Origin of the sequence: Catellatospora tritici, from assembly GCF_019083965.1 — a bacterium.
Lineage (GTDB): Bacteria > Actinomycetota > Actinomycetes > Mycobacteriales > Micromonosporaceae > Catellatospora > Catellatospora tritici.
In genome coordinates, this window is record NZ_JAHRCY010000001.1 from 40,897 (window position 1) to 61,530 (window position 20,634).

At 71.8% G+C, this 20,634-nt stretch carries 16 protein-coding genes; 9 read left to right on the forward strand and 7 right to left on the reverse strand.

Annotation, left to right across the window (positions count from 1 at the left end; translation table 11 throughout):
- Positions 1–132 precede the first annotated feature (132 nt).
- From KUA19_RS00180 to KUA19_RS00195, 4 genes are all read left to right on the forward strand, one after another.
- Positions 133–876, forward strand: coding sequence for an amino acid ABC transporter ATP-binding protein (locus KUA19_RS00180; protein ID WP_217393612.1), 744 nt, complete (start codon positions 133–135; stop codon positions 874–876).
- A 109-nt stretch (positions 877–985) separates the two neighbouring features.
- Positions 986–1,840 (forward strand): glutamate ABC transporter substrate-binding protein, encoded by an 855-nt coding sequence (locus KUA19_RS00185; protein ID WP_217393614.1) that lies wholly within the window; start codon positions 986–988, stop codon positions 1,838–1,840.
- A 76-nt stretch (positions 1,841–1,916) separates the two neighbouring features.
- On the forward strand, positions 1,917–2,591 hold the full coding sequence (locus KUA19_RS00190; RefSeq protein WP_217393616.1) for an amino acid ABC transporter permease: 675 nt from the start codon (positions 1,917–1,919) through the stop codon (positions 2,589–2,591).
- Between the two features lie 61 nt (positions 2,592–2,652).
- A complete protein-coding gene (locus KUA19_RS00195) occupies positions 2,653–3,558 on the forward strand; it encodes an amino acid ABC transporter permease (RefSeq protein ID WP_217393618.1) in 906 nt (301 codons plus the stop codon).
- Between the two features lie 49 nt (positions 3,559–3,607).
- Here the strand turns inward: KUA19_RS00195 and rny are convergent, their stop codons facing one another.
- The 5 genes from rny to KUA19_RS00220 form a co-directional block, all read right to left on the reverse strand.
- Positions 3,608–5,464, reverse strand: coding sequence for a ribonuclease Y (gene rny / locus KUA19_RS00200; RefSeq protein WP_217393620.1), 1,857 nt, complete (start codon positions 5,462–5,464; stop codon positions 3,608–3,610).
- Between the two features lie 859 nt (positions 5,465–6,323).
- Positions 6,324–6,974 carry a regulatory protein RecX gene (locus KUA19_RS00205; RefSeq protein ID WP_217393622.1) on the reverse strand — a complete coding sequence of 217 codons (651 nt, stop codon included), beginning with the start codon at positions 6,972–6,974 and terminating at the stop codon, positions 6,324–6,326.
- Positions 6,975–6,999: 25 nt separating this feature from the next.
- The gene (gene recA, locus KUA19_RS00210; protein WP_217393624.1) at positions 7,000–8,052 is read right to left on the reverse strand and encodes a recombinase RecA; all 1,053 of its coding nucleotides are present in this window, start codon (positions 8,050–8,052) and stop codon (positions 7,000–7,002) included.
- Between the two features lie 193 nt (positions 8,053–8,245).
- Complete coding sequence (locus tag KUA19_RS00215) at positions 8,246–8,446, reverse strand: DUF3046 domain-containing protein (RefSeq protein ID WP_217393626.1); 201 nt, start codon at positions 8,444–8,446, stop codon at positions 8,246–8,248.
- A 477-nt stretch (positions 8,447–8,923) separates the two neighbouring features.
- Entirely contained in the window at positions 8,924–10,228 is a 1,305-nt protein-coding gene (locus KUA19_RS00220; protein ID WP_217394621.1) for an MFS transporter, read from the reverse strand.
- Between the two features lie 416 nt (positions 10,229–10,644).
- On the opposite strand from KUA19_RS00220, the gene KUA19_RS00225 reads away from it, so the two are divergent.
- Both KUA19_RS00225 and KUA19_RS00230 read left to right on the forward strand, forming a co-directional pair.
- On the forward strand, positions 10,645–11,532 hold the full coding sequence (locus KUA19_RS00225; protein WP_217393628.1) for a phytanoyl-CoA dioxygenase family protein: 888 nt from the start codon (positions 10,645–10,647) through the stop codon (positions 11,530–11,532).
- Between the two features lie 89 nt (positions 11,533–11,621).
- Positions 11,622–12,032, forward strand: a complete 411-nt coding sequence (locus KUA19_RS00230; RefSeq protein WP_217393630.1) for a TFIIB-type zinc ribbon-containing protein — start codon at positions 11,622–11,624, stop codon at positions 12,030–12,032.
- On the opposite strand, the gene KUA19_RS00235 is transcribed toward KUA19_RS00230, so the two are convergent.
- Positions 12,029–13,363 (reverse strand): aminotransferase class I/II-fold pyridoxal phosphate-dependent enzyme, encoded by a 1,335-nt coding sequence (locus KUA19_RS00235; RefSeq protein ID WP_217393632.1) that lies wholly within the window; start codon positions 13,361–13,363, stop codon positions 12,029–12,031. The genes KUA19_RS00230 and KUA19_RS00235 overlap by 4 nt on opposite strands.
- A 91-nt stretch (positions 13,364–13,454) precedes the next feature.
- Here KUA19_RS00235 and KUA19_RS00240 point away from each other — a divergent pair, with 91 nt between their 5' ends.
- Both KUA19_RS00240 and leuE read left to right on the forward strand, forming a co-directional pair.
- The gene (locus KUA19_RS00240; RefSeq protein WP_217394622.1) at positions 13,455–14,657 is read left to right on the forward strand and encodes a bifunctional pyridoxamine 5'-phosphate oxidase family protein/GNAT family N-acetyltransferase; all 1,203 of its coding nucleotides are present in this window, start codon (positions 13,455–13,457) and stop codon (positions 14,655–14,657) included.
- A 9-nt stretch (positions 14,658–14,666) separates the two neighbouring features.
- Complete coding sequence (gene leuE, locus KUA19_RS00245) at positions 14,667–15,317, forward strand: leucine efflux protein LeuE (protein ID WP_217393634.1); 651 nt, start codon at positions 14,667–14,669, stop codon at positions 15,315–15,317.
- Between the two features lie 198 nt (positions 15,318–15,515).
- Here leuE and KUA19_RS00250 read toward each other — a convergent pair whose 3' ends face one another.
- Positions 15,516–15,815 (reverse strand): hypothetical protein, encoded by a 300-nt coding sequence (locus tag KUA19_RS00250; protein WP_308167250.1) that lies wholly within the window; start codon positions 15,813–15,815, stop codon positions 15,516–15,518.
- A gap of 244 nt (positions 15,816–16,059) precedes the next feature.
- Between KUA19_RS00250 and KUA19_RS00255 the strand changes: the two genes are divergently transcribed.
- On the forward strand, positions 16,060–20,535 hold the full coding sequence (locus tag KUA19_RS00255; RefSeq protein ID WP_217393638.1) for an ATP-dependent helicase: 4,476 nt from the start codon (positions 16,060–16,062) through the stop codon (positions 20,533–20,535).
- Positions 20,536–20,634: the final 99 nt, after the last annotated feature.

A 20,634-nucleotide genomic window follows, 5' to 3' on the forward strand; every position in this document is an offset into this window, starting at 1 on the left:
GTATCCGGTCGGGCGTACATCGACGGAATCGAGGGAAGTTACCCGGATGTGACCCAAGTGGGTCTCCACTTTCACTTCCGTCCCTCTAGTCTCACTAGTCAGACGATGTACCGACACCGAAAGGACGGTGGCATGTCCGACGAACCGCTGATCGTGCTGGACTCCGTGAACAAGTGGTTCGGAGAACTGCACGTGCTGCGCGACGTGAACCTCACGGTCGAGCGGGGCGAAGTCGTCGTGGTGATCGGCCCCTCCGGTTCGGGCAAGTCCACCCTGTGCCGCACCATCAACCGCCTGGAGACGATCAACTCCGGCACCATCCGCTTCGACGGCCGCGAGCTGCCGGCCGAGGGCCGCGCGCTGGCCCGGCTGCGCAGCGAGGTGGGCATGGTGTTCCAGTCGTTCAACCTGTTCGCGCACATGAGCGTGCTCGACAACGTGATGCTGGGTCCGGTGAAGGTCCGCGGCGAGTCACGCACCGCCGCCCGCGACCGCGCGCTGCAACTACTCGACCGGGTCGGCATCGCCGACCAGGCGGGCAAGCTGCCGGTGCAGCTGTCCGGCGGCCAGCAACAGCGTGCCGCGATCGCCCGCGCCCTGGCCATGCAGCCCAAGGCGATGCTGTTCGACGAGCCGACCAGCGCCCTGGACCCGGAGATGGTCGGCGAGGTGCTCGACGTGATGACCTCCCTGGCCCGCGACGGCATGACCATGATCGTCGTCACGCACGAGATGGGCTTCGCCCGCCACGCCGCGCACCGGGTGGCGTTCATGGCCGACGGCCAGCTGGTCGAGCAGGCCGCCCCCGCGGAGTTCTTCGCCAATCCGCGCAGCGAGCGGGCCCGCGAGTTCCTGTCGAAGGTCCTGCAGCACTGAGGGCACCGCTCGACGACCTGGATGAGACTCCGTCGCCGGACCGGCGGCGGCAGGAAACGCCCGGCGTCGCCCACCGTGACGAGGGTGTTGAAGGAGGAGGGACGAATCAATGCGTTTCACGCGTATGGCGGCGATCGCCGCGGTCGCGATGCTCGCGCTCGGCACGACCGCCTGCGGCAGTGACGAGCCCGAGACGCCGGCCGGCGGCACCCCGCTGACCTCGAAGGCGGCCGCAGGCCAGCTGAAGTTCGGCGTCAAGGCCGACCAGCCGGGTCTCGGCCTGCAGGTCGGCACCAACTACGAGGGCTTCGACATCGAGATCGCGAAGATCATCGCAAAGGGCCTCGGCGGTGATCCGGCCAAGAACACCTACGTCACCACCGTGTCCTCGAACCGCGAGCCGTTCCTGCAGCAGGGCACGGTCGACGTCGTCGTGGCGACGTACACCATCAACGACGACCGCAAGAAGAAGGTCAACTTCGCCGGGCCGTACTACACCGCCGGGCAGGATCTGCTGGTGAAGGCCGACTCGACCATCACCGGGCCCGAGGGGCTCGACGGCAAGAAGGTCTGCTCGGTGTCCGGCTCGACCCCGGCCAAGCGGATCCAGGAGCAGCACCCGAAGGCTCAGCTGCAGCTGTTCGACAACTACTCCAAGTGCATCACGGCGCTCAACGACGGGACTGTCGACGCGGTCACCACCGACGACATCATCCTGGCCGGTTACGCCTCGCAGCCCGAGTACGCGGGCAAGCTCAAGCTGCTCGGCAAGCCGTTCTCGTCGGAGCCGTACGGCATCGGCGTGAAGCTGGAGGACAAGGCCGGCTGCAACAAGATCAACGAGATCCTGAAGGCCGCGGTTGCCGACGGCTCGTACGCGGCCGCGTGGAACGCCACGCTCGGCAAGAGCGGCACCCCGGCCCCGACGCTGGACACGACCAAGCTCACCAACTGTCCCGCGTGACCACTGCCGGTGGGGCGGGGAGTCCGGCTGCCCGCCCCACCGGGACCGAGGCAACGGGCAACCTAGAGGGAACGGGATGGACGTCTTCTCCGATCCGCTGAACCGGCAGGCCTTCCTGGACGGCTTCGCGATGATCCTGAAGCTGACCGCCGCGTCGGCACTGCTGTCGCTGGCGCTCGGGCTGCTGCTGGCCGCGTGCCGGGTCTCCCCGGTGCCGGTGCTGCGGGCGCTCGGCGCGGGCTGGGTGCACCTGTTCCGCAACACCCCGCTGACGCTGATCATCACGTTCTGCTTCTTCGGGCTGTACAGCGCCATGGGCGTGAAGTTCTCCGACGACATCAACGTGAACAACTACTGGCTGGCGGTGGTCGGGCTCTCGGCGTACACGGCGGCGTTCGTGTGCGAGGCGATCCGCTCGGGCATCAACACGGTGCCGATCGGGCAGGCCGAGGCGGCACGGGCGCTGGGCCTGACGTTCTCGCAGAACCTGCGTCTGATCATCCTGCCGCAGGCGGTGCGCTCGGTGGTGGCGCCGCTGGGCAGCATCCTCATCGCGCTGACCAAGAACGCCACCATCGCCGGGGTGATCGGCGTGCTCGAGGCGTCGTCGCAGATGAAGCAGCTGATCAACGACAACGGCGACGCCGCCGTGGAGATCTTCGCGGTTTTCGCACTCGCCTTCGTGGTGCTGCTGGTCCCCATCGGGTACGGCTTCAGCGCCCTGGCCAACCGCCTGGTGGTGCGCCGGTGACCCGCCGCCCCGAACCGCCCGGTGGTGCGCCGGTGACCCGCCTCGAGACTCTGGAGATCCGATGAGCGCGAGCGTCCTCTACGACCACCCCGGCCCGCGGGCCCGCCTGCGCAACCGGGTGCTCAGCGTCGTCGTCGCCGCGCTGCTGCTGGCGGGGGCCTACTGGGTCTACCGGGCCTTCGACGCCAAGGGCCAGTGGGACTGGAAGAAGTGGCAGCCGTTCTTCCAGGAGATGCCCACCGCCGGCGGCCCCCCGGTCAACGTGTGGGCCGACTACATCGTGCCCGGCCTGATCGGCACGCTCAGCGCCGCCGCCACCGCGATGGTGCTGGCCCTGGCGTTCGGCCTGGTCTTCAGCGTCGCGCGGTTGTCGGAGCACCGCTGGGTGCGGGTGCCCGCGGGCATGGTCGTGGAGTTCTTCCGCGCCGTCCCACTGCTGCTGATGATCTTCTTCCTGGTGTACGGCGGTTACTACGTCTTCGGCACCGCCGTGCCCGCCTTCTGGGCGGTCGTCATCGGGCTGACCCTCTACAACGGTTCCGTGCTGGCCGAGGCGTTCCGCGCGGGCATCCGCGCCGTGCCAGGCGGGCAGTCGGAGGCGGCGTACAGCCTCGGGCTGACCAAGAGCCAGGTGATGCGGCTGATCCTGATCCCGCAGGCGGCCCGCAGCATGCTGCCGGTGATCGTGAGCCAGCTGGTGGTGGTACTCAAGGACACCGCGCTGGGCTACATCGTGGCGTACTCGGAGCTGATGCTGGAAGGCAGCAAGATCTACGCCAACTACAGCAACCCCATCCCGGTGTTCCTGGTGCTCGCCGCGATCTACATCCTGATCAACGCCACGCTCACCCTCATCGCCCACCTGCTGGAGCGCCGCGCCAACCGTCGCGGCGTGGCCACCCCGGCCGCCCGCCTAGGTGCGGCGAACGCGGCCGCGTCGGGCCTCGGTGGCGGTGGCGGCGCCTGACATGCGGAAGGCGCCGTCCCGGCCAGCGGGGCGGCGCCTTCCGAACTCGTCAGCGGGCGATCTCGGTGGTACGCGACTCGCGGACGACCGTGATCCGGATCTGACCCGGGTAGGTCAGCTCCTCCTCGATCTGCTTGGCCACGTCCCGGGCCAGCACCGCGGCACCGATCTCGTCGACCTCCTCCGGGCGCACCATCACCCGGATCTCCCGACCGGCCTGCATCGCGAACACCTTGTCGACGCCCGACTTGGCCCCGGCGATCTCCTCGATGCGCTCCAGCCGCTTGACGTACGCCTCCAGCGACTCCCGGCGCGCCCCCGGCCGCCCGCCCGAGCAGGCGTCCGACGCCTGGGTCAGCACCGCCTCGATGGTCTGCGGCGGCACCTCGTTGTGGTGCGCCTCGATCGCGTGCACGACCTCCTCGCTCTCCCCGAACCGGCGGGCCACGTCCGCGCCGATCAGCGCGTGCGAGCCCTCCACCTCGTGGGTGAGCGCCTTGCCGATGTCGTGCAGGAAGGCCGACCGCTTGATCAGATCGGGGTCCAGCTTCAGCTCGGCGGCCATGATCCCGGCGATGTGCGCCGTCTCCACCAGATGCTTGAGCACGTTCTGCCCGTACGACGTGCGGTAGCGCAGCCGTCCCAGCAGCGTGACCAGCTCCGGGTGAATGTCGGTGATTCCCACCTCGACCAGCGCGTCCTCCGCCGCGCGCTGGCACATCCGTTCCACCTCGAACCGGGCCACGTCGTAGACCTCTTCGATGCGGTGCGGATGGATGCGCCCGTCGAGCACCAGCTTCTCCAGCGTGAGCCGTCCGACCTCGCGCCGCACCGGGTCGAAGCAGGACAGCAGCACCGCCTCCGGCGTGTCGTCGATGATCAGGTTCACGCCGGTGACGGTCTCGAAGGCACGGATGTTGCGGCCCTCACGGCCGATGATGCGGCCCTTCATCTCGTCACTGGGCAGGTGCAGCACGCTGACCACGCTCTCGGCGGTCTGCTCGCTGGCCACCCGCTGGATCGCGTCGACCACGATGTGCCGGGCCCGCTGCTCACCGGTGGCGCGGGCGTCGGCCTCGATGTCGCGCACCAGCAGCGCGGCCTCGCGCTTGGCCTGGTTCTCGATCGTCTCCACCAGCTCGGACTTGGCCGCGTCGGCGGTCAGCCCGGCGACCCGCTCCAGCTCGCGGCGGCGCTGCTCCTGCGCCTGGGCCAGCTCCTGCTCCTTGGCCTGCAGGGCCAGGTCCCACTTGGCCAGCTCGGTCTCGGCGGCGGCGATGCGCCGGTCGCGCTCGGCCAGCCGCTCGGCCTCCTCCACGTTCTGCCGCTCCCGCTCGGCCAGCCGCTCCGCCTCGGCGGCGTGCAGCCGCTCGCGCTCGTCCAGCCGCTGCAACCGGCGCTCGGCCTCGGCAGCCTGCTCCTTCGCGGTCGAGGTGAGCATCGCGATCTCGCGCTCGCCGGTCCGGCGGGCGGTGCTGCGCACCTGCTCGGCGTCCTCCTCGGCCTGGCGGTGCGCGCGCTGCAGCACGGTGTCGGCCTCGGCGTGGGCGGCGTCGAGCACCCGCTGCGCCTCGGCCCGGGAGGTGGTCACCTCAGCCTTCACCGCGGCGTTCTCGGCCCGTACGGCGGTGGCCTCGGCTCGGGCCGACGCGACCGAACGGCGCTCGTTCTCCAGCGCGGCCTGCGCGTCGGCGACGGAGTTCTGCAGCTCGACCAGGGTCTGCCGCTGCCGCTCACGCTCGGCGACCGCCTCAGGGTCGTCCACGATCACACTCAGCGGCGCGCCGGTCGGCGCGGTGGGCCCGGCCAGTCGGCGCATCAGCCGCGCGCCCAGCACCAGCGTCGCTGCGACCAGCAGTGCGAGCACGACGATCGCCGCGAGCAACGCTGTCTCCACGACGCTCATGGCGCGTTCCCGTCATGCTCGGTCATGGCCCGCCTCCTGACGCTCGGTCCCGGCCGGCACGGTGGTGCCGGTGCGGAGGCACCCGACCAGGGTGGGGGGTGACGGCACCGCACGATCATCGCTGCGCACAGCGCGTTGTGACGAGACTACATTCCGCTTCGGTACGCGGGTAGGCTCGTCCCGTCGCGCTGCTCAGCCGGCGCCAGGGCGCGTCGGAGCTGCGACTTCGTGTGGTCGGCCGCGCTGGGGTGTCGGCGGCCGAGTGTGTTCACCAGGCAAAACTGTTGTCGTACTGTTACGCGTTCTATGTTGTGTGGTTTAACACGAGCTGGTCGGTGATACCTCTTCATGCGAGGCTAGGTTGCCGGAGGCGGTCCGGTCAAGAACTCATGATCGGACACCAACTCGCACGCATCGCCCATTGTGTCCGGATGGCAAGCAATGCGCGCTGTCCGTAACGGTTCTGAATCCCGGCGTGTCGCGCGTGTCCGCGCTTCCGCCCCGACGCGGCCCCCGCCCGCCCGAACCTCGCCCCGACCGAACGCGCCACTTCCCCGAAAACGTTGTCATCCCCCGCCCGCCGCCAGGCGATGCCGCGATGCCGCGATGCCGCGATGCCGCGATGCCGCGATGATCAACATTACGGGTCAGCGTTCGGCACCGGCCATGACCCCCGCGAAACCGCCGCTCGCCCCGGCCGCCCCACGCGCGAGCGCGCAGTTTCGGAAAGTGAGTGCAGTTTCGGGGAAAGTGCACGAATCATGGTCGGCTTTCATGCACTTTCCCCGAAACTGCACGATAAGAGCGGCTACTACCACCGGGGAGACACGCGGACCGGCGGCACGCGGACCGGCGGTGGTCAGTCGTCGAAGACGTCGGGGTCGATCAGTTCGGCGAGTTCGGCGTCGGCGGCGCTGCGGGCCGCCAGCGCCTCCTTGACCGCGCGGACCGCCACCCCGCCGGGGTACCCCTTGCGGGCGAGCATGCCCACCACCCGCCGGAACACCGCATCGGGCTCCCCGCGCACCGTGCGCAGCTTGCGCTCAGCCAACTCGTACGCCGTGCGCTCCTGGGTCTCGTCGTCGAGCTCCGACAGGGCCTCGGTGACGGTCTCCTGGTCCACGCCGCGTCGGCGCAGCTCCTGCCCCAGCGCCCGCGCGGCCAGGCCACGCCCGTGGTGACGGCTGCTCACCCAGGCTCGCGCGAACGCCGCATCGTCGATCATGCCGACTTCGTCGTAACGGTCCAGCACCGCTGCCGCGACCTCGTCCTCGACACCGCGGTTGCGCAACGCCGTGGCCAGCTCCGACCGGGTGCGCGGGCGTACGGCGAGCTGGCGCAGGCAGATCTCCCGCGCCAGCTCGTACGGATCACGCGGCGCCGGCTCCGGCCGGGTCGCCGCCGACGGGTCACCCGGTTCGCCGGGGTCCCCGGTGCGCGGCGCACGGGGCGGGGCGGGTGGTTTGGCGTCCCAACCCCGACCGGTACGCGCGCGCCGACGTCCTGCCATCGTGGCGTCTCAGCAGTTCAGCGGATCAGAAGTCCACCGGCGGCAGCGCCGGGCCGCCCGCGGCGTCCGAGACGCTGGACACGCCGACGCCGAGCTTCTCCAGGATCTTCTTCTCGATCTCGGCGGCGACGTCCGGGTTCTCCTTGAGGAACTCGCGCGCCTTCTCCTTGCCCTGGCCGAGCTGGTCGCCCTCGTACGTGTACCAGGCGCCCGCCTTGCGGATGATGTTCTGCTCGACGCCGACGTCGATCAGCGAACCCTCGCGCGAGATGCCCTTGCCGTACATGATGTCGAACTCGGCCTGCTTGAACGGCGAGGCGACCTTGTTCTTGACGACCTTGACGCGGGTGCGGTTACCCACGACCTCGGTGCCGTCCTTCAGGCTCTCGATGCGGCGGATGTCCAGGCGGACCGAGGCGTAGAACTTCAGCGCCTTACCACCGGTGGTGGTCTCCGGGCTGCCGAACATGACGCCGATCTTCTCGCGCAGCTGGTTGATGAAGATCGCGGTGGTGTTGGAGTTGCTCAGACCGCTGGTCATCTTGCGCAGCGCCTGGCTCATGAGGCGGGCCTGCAGACCGACGTGGCTGTCGCCCATCTCACCCTCGATCTCGGCGCGCGGCACCAGCGCGGCCACCGAGTCGATCACGATCAGGTCCAGCGCGCCCGAGCGCACCAGCATGTCGGCGATTTCGAGCGCCTGCTCACCGGTGTCGGGCTGGGACACCAGCAGCGCGTCGGTGTCGACGCCGAGGGCCTTGGCGTACTCCGGGTCGAGCGCGTGCTCGGCGTCGATGATCGCGGCGATCCCGCCCGCGCGCTGCACGTTGGCGATCGCGTGCAGGGCCAGCGAGGTCTTACCGCTGGACTCCGGGCCATAGATCTCGACGATGCGGCCGCGGGGCAAACCGCCGATGCCCAGCGCCACGTCAAGGGCGATGGAGCCGGTCGGAATGATCATCATCTGCACCTGGGGACGCTCACCCAGGCGCATCACGGAACCCTTGCCGAACTGCTTGTCGATCTGTGCCAGCGCCAGGTCCAGCGCCTTTGTCTTGTCGGGATTCGTCGTCGCCATCTTCGTCGCCACCTCTGTCAGTGCACTGTCAGTCGACTTCGCAGCCTTTTTCGTCACGCGGTCACGCTAGGCGCTGGGTCCGACAAAGCGATACGGGCACGCCGCGCCTGTGGACAAGCGCACGGGAGTGGAGATTAGCCGAACACTTGTACGAGCGCCATCCTGCCACGCCGTAGTCGTGCCCACACCCGCGTCAGCGAAGTCGGGCGGGCACCCGATCGGAGTACTGCTCACACACGGCACGCCAGATCACGTGTACTTCCTCACCCTCGGCCAGCGCGGCGTCGATGGTGCGCCCACCCAGCCTGGCGAGCACCTGGTCCTTGGCCACGCTGGTGGCGTACACCGGGCCGAACACCTCACGCAGGCGTTCCCAGAAGTCCGTCCGTCGCATCCGGCCAGTCTGCCACTCCCCGCCGATCTCCGCCCGCCCCCACCTGCATGATCGCCACCTCCGGTCACCTCCCGAAGCCCCACCGCACCTTCCGCCCGAAGACCGCGATCAACTCCCGCACGACCACACGACCACACGACCACACGACGAGCACCACCCACCGCGCCGCCACCGCCCGGAGCGAACTCCCCCGCCACCCACGCCCCAATCAGGCTGCAGTTTCGGGGAAACTGCACGAATCCAGCCCAAGATTCCTGCACTTTCCCCGAAACTGCAGTCGATCATGGCAAGCGCGTGACGCGCCGCGAGCAACACGCAGCGCGAGGTCAGGCAGGCGCGAGGTCAGGCAGAGCGCGAGGTCAGGCAGAGCGCGAGGTCAGGCCGCAAGGTCAGACGCGGCCCGGGACAAGGTCGGGCGCGGCGCGGTACGGGGTGGGGTCAGGCGAGGTGGGGTGGGCGCGGGACAGAGGCGGGCGGTCAGTTGGTGGCGGGGGTGAGGGCGGCGAGGGCGGCGAGGGTGGACGGGCGCAGGGCCAGTGCGACCAGCGGCAACGTCGCCAGGGCCGCCAGCAGGGCCAGCACCCGGTACCCGGACAGCTCGACGATCACCCCGGACGCCGCTCCCGACCCCGCCGCCGCCAAGCCCATGACCAGGTCGGACACGCCCTGCGCGCGGGCCTTCACGGCGACCGGCACCGATTCGGCGAACAGGGTTGATCCGCCGACCATGGTCCCGGACCAGCCGAGCCCCAGCAGCACCAACGCGACGGTGATCAGGTCGGTGCGGTGGCCCGCGGTGGCGGCCACGGCGCAGGCCGTCAGCAGGAGCGCGACGCCGCCGAGGATGACCCGCAGCCGCCCGTACCGGTCGGTGAGCCAGCCGACGACCGGCGCCAGCGCGTACATCCCGGCGATGTGGGCGCTGAGCACGAGGCCGACCAGGCGCAGCGTGTCGGGGCCGGAGTGGGTCTCGCCGAGGTGCACGGGTGTCATGGACATCACGCCGACCATGACCAGGTGGCCGAGCGCCATGGAGGCCATGCCCAGCCGCGCGGCGGGCGACGCGAGCACCGCGCGCATCACGTCACCGAAGCGCGGCCGTGCCGCCACCCCCGACTCTTGGCTGCTGTTTCGGGGAAACTGCCCGAATTCCGCCCCGGATTCCTGCACTTTCCCCGAAACCGCAGCCTCGCGCACGCTCGCGGCCTCGCGGGCGACGCGCGTGGACAGGAGGAGCGGGTCGGGGCGCAGGAGGAGGGTGAGCAGGGCGGCGGCCAGCAGGAAGGACAGCGCGCAGAAGGCGAACGGCCCGGCCAGCAGCGGGATGCCGTACGGCTCCAGCAGCCGCCCGAGCGGCGCGGCGAGGTTGGGCCCGGCCAGCGAGCCGAGCGTGGTCGACCAGACCACCAGGGACAGCTGCCGTCCGCGCCGGTGCGGCTCGGCCAGGTCGGCGGCGGCGTAGCGGGACTGGAGCTTGGCCGCGCTGCCCGCCCCGAACAGGAAGAACCCGACGAACAGCAGGGGTGCCGAGCGCAGCAGCACCGAGCTGAGCACGCCCGCCGCGCCGAGGGTGCCGATGAGGTAGCACGCGGCGATGCCGGGGCGGCGGCCGTACCGGCTCATCAGGCTCGTCGCGGGGATCGCCCACAGCGCGCCGCCCACCACGGCCGCGCTCTGGGCCAGGCCGGACAGCGCGGCGGTGCCGGTGATGTCCTGCGCGAGCAGCGCGCCGATGGAGATGCCCATGGCCGTGCCCAGCCCACTGATGATCTCCGCGCCCATCAGCACCCGGACGGTGCGGGCCTGCACGGGCGCGTAGTCGGCCAGGGTGGCGCTCACGAGGGGACTCCCGGGGGGTCGGGGGTAAGGGGTGGTGCCGCTGTCTCTACCTTGCCTCATGGTGCCGGTCGGCACCGGCCCCGGGCTAGTCGAAGACGATTCGGGTATCGTCTTGGCCGCAGCAGGAAAACGCATGCCAGCTGGGTCCCTCCGCGGCACACGCACGCGATGTGTGCCGTGATTCCGGCGGCGCGCACAACTGAACCGACCGGACTTTCTCGGACGTCCGGTCAGATCTTGATCCCTGAGGCAACGTCGCTCCCGACCAGCACGTCCAGTGCGCAAGGGCAGCGCCGCTGCCCCGCAAGAGCCACTGGGCGACGCCGCGCGCCACCCAGCCGATCGGGGAAGGACAACCCGTGACCATCACCCCCGTCACGCCGCGCGCGATGACTGCCGAACAGCGTGAGCAGTTCGAGCGCGACGGCTATCTGATCATCCGCAACGTGCTCTCCCCGGACGAGGTCGCGCACTACGCCGCGGCCGTCGACCGGGTGTACGCCGAGCACGAGGCTGTCGGCAAGCTGGGTGCGGACGCGTCGCTGCACAAGCTGAGCGCGGTCGCCAGCTGCCCCGAGCTCAACGGCCTGGTCGACCACCCGGCGGTGTTCCCGCTGGTGTGGTCCATGATCGGCTGGAACGTACACGTCTACCACTCGCACCTGGACGTGCACCCGCCGATCCCCACCACCAAGCCGTACCGCTTCGAGTGGCACCAGGACGGCGGCCGCCAGAACGGCGAGCTGGAGACCGACCCGCGCCCCCGTCTGTCGGTGAAGCTGGCGTTCTGGCTGTCGGACGTGTCCGAGCCGGGCCGCGGCAACTTCAAGGTCGTGCCGGGCAGCCACAAGATGAACCGGATCGACGGCCCGCCGAGCCGCGACATCGAGTGGCCCGACCCCGCCGGTGCCATCGAGGTCTGCGTGCACCCCGGCGACGTGGTCTTCTTCGACCGCCGCATCTGGCACGCGCGCTCGAACAACTACTCGGAGATCACCCGCAAGGCGGTCTTCTTCGGGTACACCTTCCGCTGGATCGCCACCCGCGACCAGAAGCCGGCCGCGCAGGACGTGGCCCGGCTCAGCCCGGTGCAGCGCCAGCTGGTCGGCGCGCTCGATGGCCGCATCGACGACCCGGTGGACGGCGGCGACCACGCGTGGGGCTACTTCCCCGACGAGGTTCCGCTCTACACCGAGCTGAAGGAGCAGGGTCAGCTCGACTCGTCCTTCCCCTGGCTGCGTCGCTGAACGAAAGCCTGCCGAGAGGCCGTCCCCGGTTCGGGGGCGGCCTCTCGCCGTCTGTGCCGAGGTTGGCGGGCGTGGCTAGGCTCGGGCGCATGGACATGACCTGCCCCAAATGCCATGCCCCGATGCGGCAGTACGAGCGAAACAGCGTGACCATCGACCAGTGCACCGAATGCCGGGGCATCTTCCTCGACCGCGGTGAGCTGGAGCGCCTGGTCGACGCCGAGAACGCCTGGCACGGCGCGCGCGCCCAGCCGCAGCACACCGCGCCCGGCCACGCCCAGCCCGGCCACTACCCGCCGCCCGCCGCGCAGCCGGGTTACCCGCAGCAGCACGGCTACCCCCAGCAGCACGGCTACGGACAGCCGCAGCACGGACAGCCGCAGCACGGGCACAGCCAGCACGGCTGGCGCGACTACGACTCCGACGAGTACCCGAAGTACGGGCACGGCCACAAGAAGCACAAGAAGCACGGCAGCTTCCTGGAGGAGCTGTTCGACTAGCGCGTGATCGGGGCGGGGCCGCCGGTCAGCGCGGCGGCGACCGCGGCGGCCAGCGGCTCCACCTCGTCCAGGGCCAGTGTCGCCACAGTCAGCCGGATGCCGGGCCCGGTGGCGGTGCGGTAGACGTGGCCGGGGGTGACCGCGTATCCGGCGTCGCGCAGCGACGCGACCGCGCGGGTCTCGTCGGGCACCGGCACCCACACGTTGATCCCGGTGCGCCCGCTCGCGGCGACGTCCCGTCGGGCCAGCGCCGCGACCAGGGCGGACCGGCGCTGGTCGTACGCCCGACCGGCGGCCTCGATCCCGGCGCCGACCCCCGGATCGCGCCACAGCCGCAGCAGGGTGCGCTGCAGCACGGTGGAGACCCAGCCCGCACCCAGCCGCAGCCGCCCCTCCACCCGCGACACGGTCTCGGCGTCCCCGGCCAGCACCGCGCAGCGCAGGTCCGGCCCGTAGGGCTTGGCCGCGCTGCGCAGGAACGCCCAGGTCGCGCCGCCGCCGACCGGATGCAGCGGCACATCGGCCAGCTCCCCGGCATGGTCATCCTCGATCACGAACACGTCGCGCAGCAGCGGCCGCAGCTCGCGGGCGCGCTGTGCCCCGACCGCGCCGCCGGTCGGGTTCTGCGCCCGCGTGGTGACGATCACCGCCCGTGCCCCGGCGGCCAGCGCGGCGCGCGCCCCGGCCACCGTCGGCCCCTGGTCGTCCACCGGCATCGAGACCGGCACCAGGCCCTGCGCGGCGACCAGGTCCAGCAGCGCGGCCCAGCCGGGATCCTCGACCGCCACCCGGTCGCCGGGCCGCAGCCGGGCCGCGAGCAGCCGGTCCAGGCCGTCGAGCGCGCCCGAGACCAGGGTGTACGACGCGTCTTCAGGCAGCTCCGGCATCCGCTGCCGGGCCAGCGCCAGCAGTTCGGGCAGCGGCCCGCCCTCGGCGTAGCCGACGGCGCCGTCGCGGGCGGCCAACTCGTCGGCGACCTCGCGCAGGATCGGGGCGAGGTTGGGCAGCAGCCTCGGGTCGGGGTCTCCGGCGGCCAGGTCGCGCAGGCCGGACGGCACCGGCATGGCGGCCCGTGCCGCCCTGGTGGCCGCGATCGGGGTGACCGCACGCACCCGGGTGCCGTGGCGGCCCGCGGTGACCACGATGCCCCGGTCCCGCAGCCGCTGGTAGGCCGTGGCGACGGTGGCCGGGCTCACCGCCAGCTCCCCGGCCAGGGCCCGCACGCTGGGCAGCGCCGCGCCTGGGGCGAGCGCGCCACGACGGACACCCTCCTCGACGGAGTCGCTGATCGCGATTGCCGAGCCACCGGTGATCCGATATTGTGCTGTCACAATCTTAAGAATGTACTAGTACATAGTTCGCGAGGCAAGGAGCCGGGCCGTGACCGAATATCCGCAGACCGAGCGCACGACCGCCCTGCGGATGCGCGAACGCATGTCGTACGACCGCGAGGCCGCGCACGCGATCCTCGACGAGGGCTGGCACTGCTCGCTGGCGTTCGTCCGCGACGGGCTGCCCCAGGTGCTGCCCACCCTGCACGTCCGCCTCGACGACACGCTCTACCTGCACGGCTCGACCGGCGGCCGGATGGGCCTGGCGGCCCGGGGCGGCCTGCCGGTGGCCGTCACCGTCACCCACCTCGACGGCCTGGTGCTGGCCCGGTCGCAGTTCCACCACAGCGCCAACTACCGCTCGGTGATCGCCCACGGCACCGCCACCCTGGTCACCGACGAGCAGGAGAAGCGGCGGGTGCTCACCGCGCTGACCGAGAAGATCGGCGCCGGCCGGGCCGCGCAGACCCGCGGCCCCAACGACCGCGAGCTGGCGCAGACCGCCGTGCTGGCGCTACCGCTGGTCGAGGTCTCGGTGCGCAGCCGCACCGGCACGGCCGGCGACGACGACGAGGACCTCGACCTGCCCTACTGGGCCGGGGTGGTGCCGCTGCGGGTCACCGCCGGGCTGCCCGATCCCGCCCCGGGAGTGCGCGTACCCGTGCCCGACCACCTGCGCCCGGCCGTCTCCCGCTGGCTCACCCCCACCCCGCTGCGCGGCAGGTACGTGCACCTCGAACCACTGGACCTCGCCCACACCGACGGCCTGTTCGCCGCGCTCGGCGGCGACGAGCAGGTCTGGGAGCACCTGCCGTCCAGGTGCCCGCACACCCGGGCGCAGATGGCCGACGTCATCCGCGGCATCCTGGCCGAGTACGAGGCCGGGCGGCGCGTGCCGTACGCGCAGCGCGACGCCGTCACCGGCGAGCTGTTCGGCACCACCTCCCTCTACCCGGAGGAGCGGGTGCGGGCGTTGGAGATCGGCGGCACCATCGTGGCCCGGCCCCGGTGGCGTACGGCGGTCAACACCGAGGCGAAGCTGCTGCTGCTCACGCACGCGTTCGAGGTGCTCGGGGCGCGGCGGGTCACCTGGCAGACCGACGTGCGCAACCTGCGCTCACGCGCGGCGATCGAGCGGCTGGGCGCGGTGCCCGAGGGGGTCCTGCGCGGCAACCGCAACCGCAAGGACGGCTCGGCGCGCGACTCGGCGCTGTACAGCATGCTCGCCGCCGAGTGGCCGGACGCACAGAAGCAGCTGACCAGCCGACTTCTCCGCGGAGCCGAGACACGGTAAGGATGAGACATGCTCGGCGTCACTGACATCTGGACCTACGTCCTGGGCACCGTCGCCATCGTGCTCCTGCCCGGACCCAACTCGCTGTACGTGCTGTCCACGGCCGCGTCCCGTGGCGTACGCCAGGGCTACCGGGCCGCCTTCGGCGTGTTCGCCGGGGACAGCGTGCTCATGTTCGCCTCGGCGGCGGGCGTCGCGTCGCTGCTGCGCACGTACCCGCCGGTCTTCCTCGTGATCAAGTACGCGGGCGCGGCGTACCTGGGCTATCTCGGGGTGCGGATGGTCGCCGCCGCGGTCACCCGGTGGCGCTCGCGCGGCGAAGTCGCCGAGGCGGTCCCGGTCACCGAACCGGACACGACCAACCCGTTCCGCAAGGCGTTCACGATCAGCCTGATGAACCCGAAGGCGATCCTGTTCTTCGTCTCCTTCTTCATCCAGTTCGTCGACCCCGGGTACGCCTACCCCGCGGTCACGTTCCTGCTGCTGGCGACGATCGCGCAGCTGTTCAGCGCGGCGTACCTCAGTGTGCTGATCTTCAGCGGCAACCGGCTGGCCCAGGCGTTCCGCCGTCGTCGTCGCCTGGCCGCCGCGGGCAGCACCACCATCGGCGCCCTCTTCCTCGGCTTCGGCCTGAAGCTCGCCACCGCCTCCCTGAACTGACCTCCGACCGCCCCCGCGCCGCTCACTCGAACCCTGAGCGATCACATGGGCGGACTGATCGTGCAGTTTCAGGGAAAGTGCTGGAATCTTGGGTCGCGTTCGTGCAGTTTCCCTGAAACTGCACGAACGGACGGCCCACGCTTCGTCTCGCGGCACCCCCGCGACCGGCCGTCGCATACGGGTGGGGCGCGCTGGCGATCAGCTCAGGGCTGGTTCCGGGATGAGCAGGTCGAGGCGGCCGAGGTCGCGGATGATGTCGTTGACGACCCAGACGTCCACATGGGCCGGTCGGGCATGGCGGGCGTCGCGCCCGCGCGTCACCACATAGTGCACGGCGGCGCGCACCCGGGCGCGGTCGACGGCGCTGGCGCGTACGGTTTCGCGGATCAGTTGGCGCAGATGCGCCGCGATGCGCTCGAAGAGGGCGATCTCGTGGCTGGGCTGGGGCTCTCCGGCCTGCAGCCGGGCCAGGTGGCCGTCGAGCTGCCGCAGCAGCACGTCCGATTCGTGACGAAAGCTCCGTCGCTCGACCATTGCGTCCCTACCTCTCGCGACGTATTCGTTGCGCTACTTACCGTGAGCAAGACGGTACGTGATTCGGACTACTCCGGGCAACCCCGGCAAGCACTCTGTCTCACTCGACAGGTGCTACCCATTAGAACCCAGCCGTACACCCGAATCTTCCATCGTCCGTTCGGATGATGTCGGCGGTTGTCGTACCGGGCAGGCAGGATGGTCGGTGATGAAGCAGCAGCCTGGCGATTCCGTTCGCACCGCCGCCCTCGACCCGAACTTCGGCCCGGCCACCCGGGCCTGGTTCGACGCGGCCTTCGCGGCTCCCACCGCCGCCCAGGCGGGCGCCTGGCGCTCGATCAGTGCCGGAGATCACACCCTGGTGGTGGCGCCGACCGGCTCGGGCAAGACCCTGGCCGCGTTCCTGTGGGCGATCGACCGGCTGGCGCACGAGTCCGTGCCCGAGGATCCGGCCAAGCGCTGCCGGGTGCTGTACATCAGTCCGCTCAAGGCGCTGGCCGTCGACGTCGAGCGCAACCTGCGCACGCCGCTGACCGGCATCCGGCAGGCGGCCGACCGGCTGCGGCTGACCGAGCCCGAGATCACCGTGGGCATGCGTACCGGCGACACGCCCGCCGAGGAGCGCCGCGCCTTCACCCGCCGCCCGCCCGACATCCTGATCACCACGCCCGAGTCGCTGTTCCTGCTGCTCACCTCGGCCGCGCGCGAGTCGCTGCGCGGCATCGAGACCGTGATCATCGACGAGGTGCACGCGGTCACCGGCACCAAGCGGGGCGCCCACCTGGCCCTGTCGCTGGAGCGGCTGGACGCGTTGCTGCCCAAGCCCGCACAGCGCATCGGGTTGTCCGCGACGGTGGAGCCGGTCGAGTCGGCGGCCCGGTTCCTGGGCGGGGCCGCGCCGGTGCACGTGGTGCAGCCGCGCACCGAGAAGACCATCGAGGTCACCGTCGAGGTGCCGGTCGAGGACATGACCGCACTCGACGAGGGCGAGCCCGACGACGAGGGCCCGCGCCGCTCGTCGATCTGGCCCGCCGTCGAGGAGCGGGTGTTCGAGCTGATCCGCGCGCACCGCTCCACCATCGTCTTCACCAACTCCCGCCGCGGTGCCGAGCGTCTGTGCGCGCGCCTCAACGAGTTGGCGGCCGAGGCGGTGGTCCAGCCGGTGCCGCCGCCCGCGCAGATCATGGCCCAGTCCGGCACCGGGTACGGTGCGGCGCCGCTGATCGCCCGCGCCCACCACGGCTCGGTGTCCAAAGAGGAGCGCAAACAGATCGAGGACGAGCTGAAGTCCGGTCGGCTGCCCGCGGTGGTGGCGACGTCCAGTCTGGAGCTCGGCATCGACATGGGCGCGGTCGACCTGGTGGTGCAGGTCGGCGCCCCACCCAGCGTGGCGGCCGGGCTGCAGCGCGTCGGCCGGGCCGGGCACCAGGTCGGCGCGGTCTCACGTGGCGTGGTGTTCCCGGTGCACCGCGGTGACCTGCTGTCCTGCGCGGTGGTGTCGCTGCGGATGACCGCCGGGAAGCTGGAGCCGCTGGACTTCCCGCACAGTCCGCTGGATGTGCTGGCCCAGCACATCGTGGCGATGACCTCGATGGACGACTGGACCGTGGCCGACCTGGCCCAGCTCGTACGCCGATCGGCGCCGTTCGCGGCGCTGCCCGAGTCGGCGCTGCACGCGGTGCTGGACATGCTGGCCGGGCGGTACCCGTCGACGGCCTTCGCCGAGCTACGCCCGCGCATCGTCTGGGACCGGGCCGCCGACCGGCTCACCGGCCGCCCCGGCAACCAGCGTTTGGCCGTCACGTCGGGTGGCACCATCCCCGACCGGGGTCTGTTCGGCGTGTTCCTGGCCGGTTCGGAGAAGGCCAGCCGGGTCGGCGAGCTGGACGAGGAGATGGTGTACGAGTCGCGCGTCGGCGACGTCTTCGCGCTGGGCACCAGCTCGTGGCGCATCGAGGACATCACCCCGGACCGGGTGCTGGTCTCCCCCGCCCCGGGCCAGCCCGCGCGGCTGCCGTTCTGGAAGGGCGACCAGGCCGGACGGCCGGTGGCCCTGGGCCGGGCGCTGGGTGCCTACCTGCGCAAGCAGACCGAGTCGGACGTGGACAATCTCGATCCGGCCGCGCGCCGGAATCTGGCGGCGTACCTGGACGAGCAACGTCAGGCCACCCGGCATCTGCCGGACGACCGGACGGTGCTGGTCGAGCGGTTCCGGGACGAGCTGGGCGACTGGCGGATCGTGCTGCACTGCGTGCTCGGCGCCCCCGTCAACGCCCCGTGGGCGCTGGCGATCGGGCAGCGCCTGCGCGAGCGATACGGCGTGGACGCGCAGGTGCACGCGGCCGACGACGGCATCGTGATCCGGCTGCCGGAGACGGCCGAGGAGCCGCCCGGCGCCGACACGTTCGCCTTCGACCCCGACGAGATCGAGCCGATGGTGGCCGACGCGGTCGGCACGTCGGCGCTGTTCGCGTCCCGGTTCCGCGAGTGCGCGGCGCGGTCGCTGCTGCTGCCCCGCCGTGACCCGGGCCGCCGCCAACCGCTGTGGCAGCAGCGCCAGCGCGCCGCGCAGCTGCTGGACGTGGCGCGGGAGTTCCCGGACTTCCCGGTGACCCTGGAGGCGGCGCGCGAGTGCCTGCGCGACGTGTTCGACCTGCCGTCGCTGACCGGGCTGATGCGCGAGATCGCCGGGCGCAAGATCCGCATGGTCGAGGTGGCCACGCCACAGCCGTCGCCGTTCGCGCGCTCGCTGCTGTTCGGCTACGTCGGCGCGTTCCTGTACGGCGAGGACGCGCCCTTGGCCGAACGGCGCGCCGCCGCGCTGGCCCTGGACCCGACCCTGCTCAGCGAGCTGCTGGGCCGGGTCGAGCTGCGCGAACTGCTGGACCCGGCCGTCATCGAGGCCACCGCCGCGCACCTGCGCTGGACCGACCGGCGGGTGCGTGACGCCGAGGACACCGTCGAGATGCTGCGCCGCCTCGGTGATCTCAGCCTCGACGAGCTGGTCGAGCGGGGCGTGGACCCCGGCTGGCTGACCGAGCTGGCCCGTGCCGTGCGGGTGCTGGCCATCCGGGTGGCCGGGCAGGAGCGTTGGATCGTCGCCGAGGACGCCGGGCGCTACCGCGACGCGCTCGGGGTGGCGCTGCCGCCGGGGCTGCCCGCCGCGTATACGGCGCAGGTCACCGATCCGCTGCCCGACCTGATCGGACGGTTCGCCCGGACCAGCGGCCCGTTCCGCGCCGACGACTGCGCGCGCCGGTTCGGGCTGGGCGTGGCCGTGGTCGAGCACACGCTGCGGCGCCTGTCGGCTTCGGGGCGGTTGGTGTCCGGGGAGTTCACGGCCGCCTCCGACGGCGGGTTCGTGGAGTGGTGCGACGCGGAGGTGCTGCGTACGCTGCGCCGCCGCAGTCTGGCCGCGCTGCGCAAGGAGATCGAGCCGGTGCCGCCCGCGGTCCTCGGCCGCTTCTTGCCGGTATGGCAGCAGATCGGCCGCCGGTCCACCGGCATCGACGCCGTCGCCGCCGCGATCGACCAGATCCAGGGCGTGCCCGTGCCCGCCTCCGCCCTCGAACGCCTGGTCCTGCCGCAGCGCGTCGCCGACTACACCCCGGCGTACCTGGACGAGTTGTGCGCCACCGGCGAGGTGGTGTGGGCCGGGGCGGGGGCCATCGGCGGCAACGACGGCTGGGTCACGCTGGCCTTCGCCGAGGCGGCGCCGCTGCTGCTCCCACCGCCGCTGGACATCGCCCGCACCGAGCTGCACGAGTCGCTGCTGGCCGCGCTCGGCGAGGGCGCGCTGTTCTTCCGTCAGCTCGCCGACCGGGTCGACGGCGTCGACACCGACGAACTGCTGGCCGCCCTGTGGGACCTGGTCTGGGCCGGGCTGGTCGGCAACGACACCCTGGCCCCGGTGCGGGCCCTGGTCGCGGGGGGCCACGGCGCGCACCGGGCCAGACCGGCCCCGGCACGGGCCCGCTACCGGCGGCCCAGCCTCACCGGCGGGCGGTCACTGGCCTCGGCGCGGGCGACCTCGCCCACGGCGGCCGGGCGCTGGCACGCGCTGGCCCCGCGCGAGACCGACGCCACCGCCTGCGCGGCGGCACTGGCTGACGTGCTGCTGGAGCGGCACGGGGTGGTGACCCGGGGGGCGGTGGCGGCCGAGGGGCGGCCGGGCGGGTTCGCGGCGGTGTATCCGGTGCTGGCGGCGCTGGAGGAGCGCGGCGCGGCCCGGCGCGGGTACTTCGTGGAGGGCCTGGGGGCGGCGCAGTTCGCGCTGCCGGGGGCGGTGGACCGGCTGCGGTCGTACACGGACAACGAGAGCTCGCGGGCCCTGGTGCTGGCCTCGACCGACCCGGCCAACCCCTACGGCGCCGCGCTGCCCTGGCCCGCCACCGGCGAGGGCCACCGGCCCGGCCGCAAGGCCGGGGCGCTGGTCGTCCTCGTCGCCGGCGAGCTCGTCCTGTACGTCGAGCGCGGTGGCCGCACCCTGCTCACCTTCGGCTCCGACGACACCGCCAAGGGGCTGGCCGCCACGGCGCTGGCCGAGGCCGTCGGCGCGGGCGCGCTCGGCCCCCTGACGGTGGAACGGGCCGACGGCGAGTCGATCACCGACAGCCCGCTCGGCGCGGCGCTGGCGGCGGCCGGGTTCCGGATGACCCCGCGCGGCCTGCGGATACGCGGCTGACCCTGACTTCTCCAGGGCGGCGGCAGGGGAAACGGTCAGGGAAACACCGGGGAACGGCGGTCGGCTCAGGCCTGGCGGGTCGGGGCCGTGCGGTGGCAT

Excerpts from the sequence above, each read along its gene's own strand:
- KUA19_RS00180 (WP_217393612.1), top strand. The coding sequence starts at position 133 with ATGTCCGACGAACCGCTGATCGTGCTGGACTCCGTGAACAAGTGGTTC.
- KUA19_RS00185 (WP_217393614.1), top strand. The coding sequence starts at position 986 with ATGCGTTTCACGCGTATGGCGGCGATCGCCGCGGTCGCGATGCTCGCG.
- KUA19_RS00190 (WP_217393616.1), top strand. The coding sequence starts at position 1,917 with ATGGACGTCTTCTCCGATCCGCTGAACCGGCAGGCCTTCCTGGACGGC.
- KUA19_RS00195 (WP_217393618.1), top strand. The coding sequence starts at position 2,653 with ATGAGCGCGAGCGTCCTCTACGACCACCCCGGCCCGCGGGCCCGCCTG.
- rny (WP_217393620.1), bottom strand. The coding sequence starts at position 5,464 with ATGAGCGTCGTGGAGACAGCGTTGCTCGCGGCGATCGTCGTGCTCGCA.
- KUA19_RS00205 (WP_217393622.1), bottom strand. The coding sequence starts at position 6,974 with ATGGCAGGACGTCGGCGCGCGCGTACCGGTCGGGGTTGGGACGCCAAA.
- recA (WP_217393624.1), bottom strand. The coding sequence starts at position 8,052 with ATGGCGACGACGAATCCCGACAAGACAAAGGCGCTGGACCTGGCGCTG.
- KUA19_RS00215 (WP_217393626.1), bottom strand. The coding sequence starts at position 8,446 with ATGCGACGGACGGACTTCTGGGAACGCCTGCGTGAGGTGTTCGGCCCG.
- KUA19_RS00220 (WP_217394621.1), bottom strand. The coding sequence starts at position 10,228 with ATGGGCGCGGAGATCATCAGTGGGCTGGGCACGGCCATGGGCATCTCC.
- KUA19_RS00230 (WP_217393630.1), top strand. The coding sequence starts at position 11,622 with ATGGACATGACCTGCCCCAAATGCCATGCCCCGATGCGGCAGTACGAG.
- KUA19_RS00240 (WP_217394622.1), top strand. The coding sequence starts at position 13,455 with ATGCGCGAACGCATGTCGTACGACCGCGAGGCCGCGCACGCGATCCTC.
- leuE (WP_217393634.1), top strand. The coding sequence starts at position 14,667 with ATGCTCGGCGTCACTGACATCTGGACCTACGTCCTGGGCACCGTCGCC.
- KUA19_RS00255 (WP_217393638.1), top strand. The coding sequence starts at position 16,060 with ATGAAGCAGCAGCCTGGCGATTCCGTTCGCACCGCCGCCCTCGACCCG.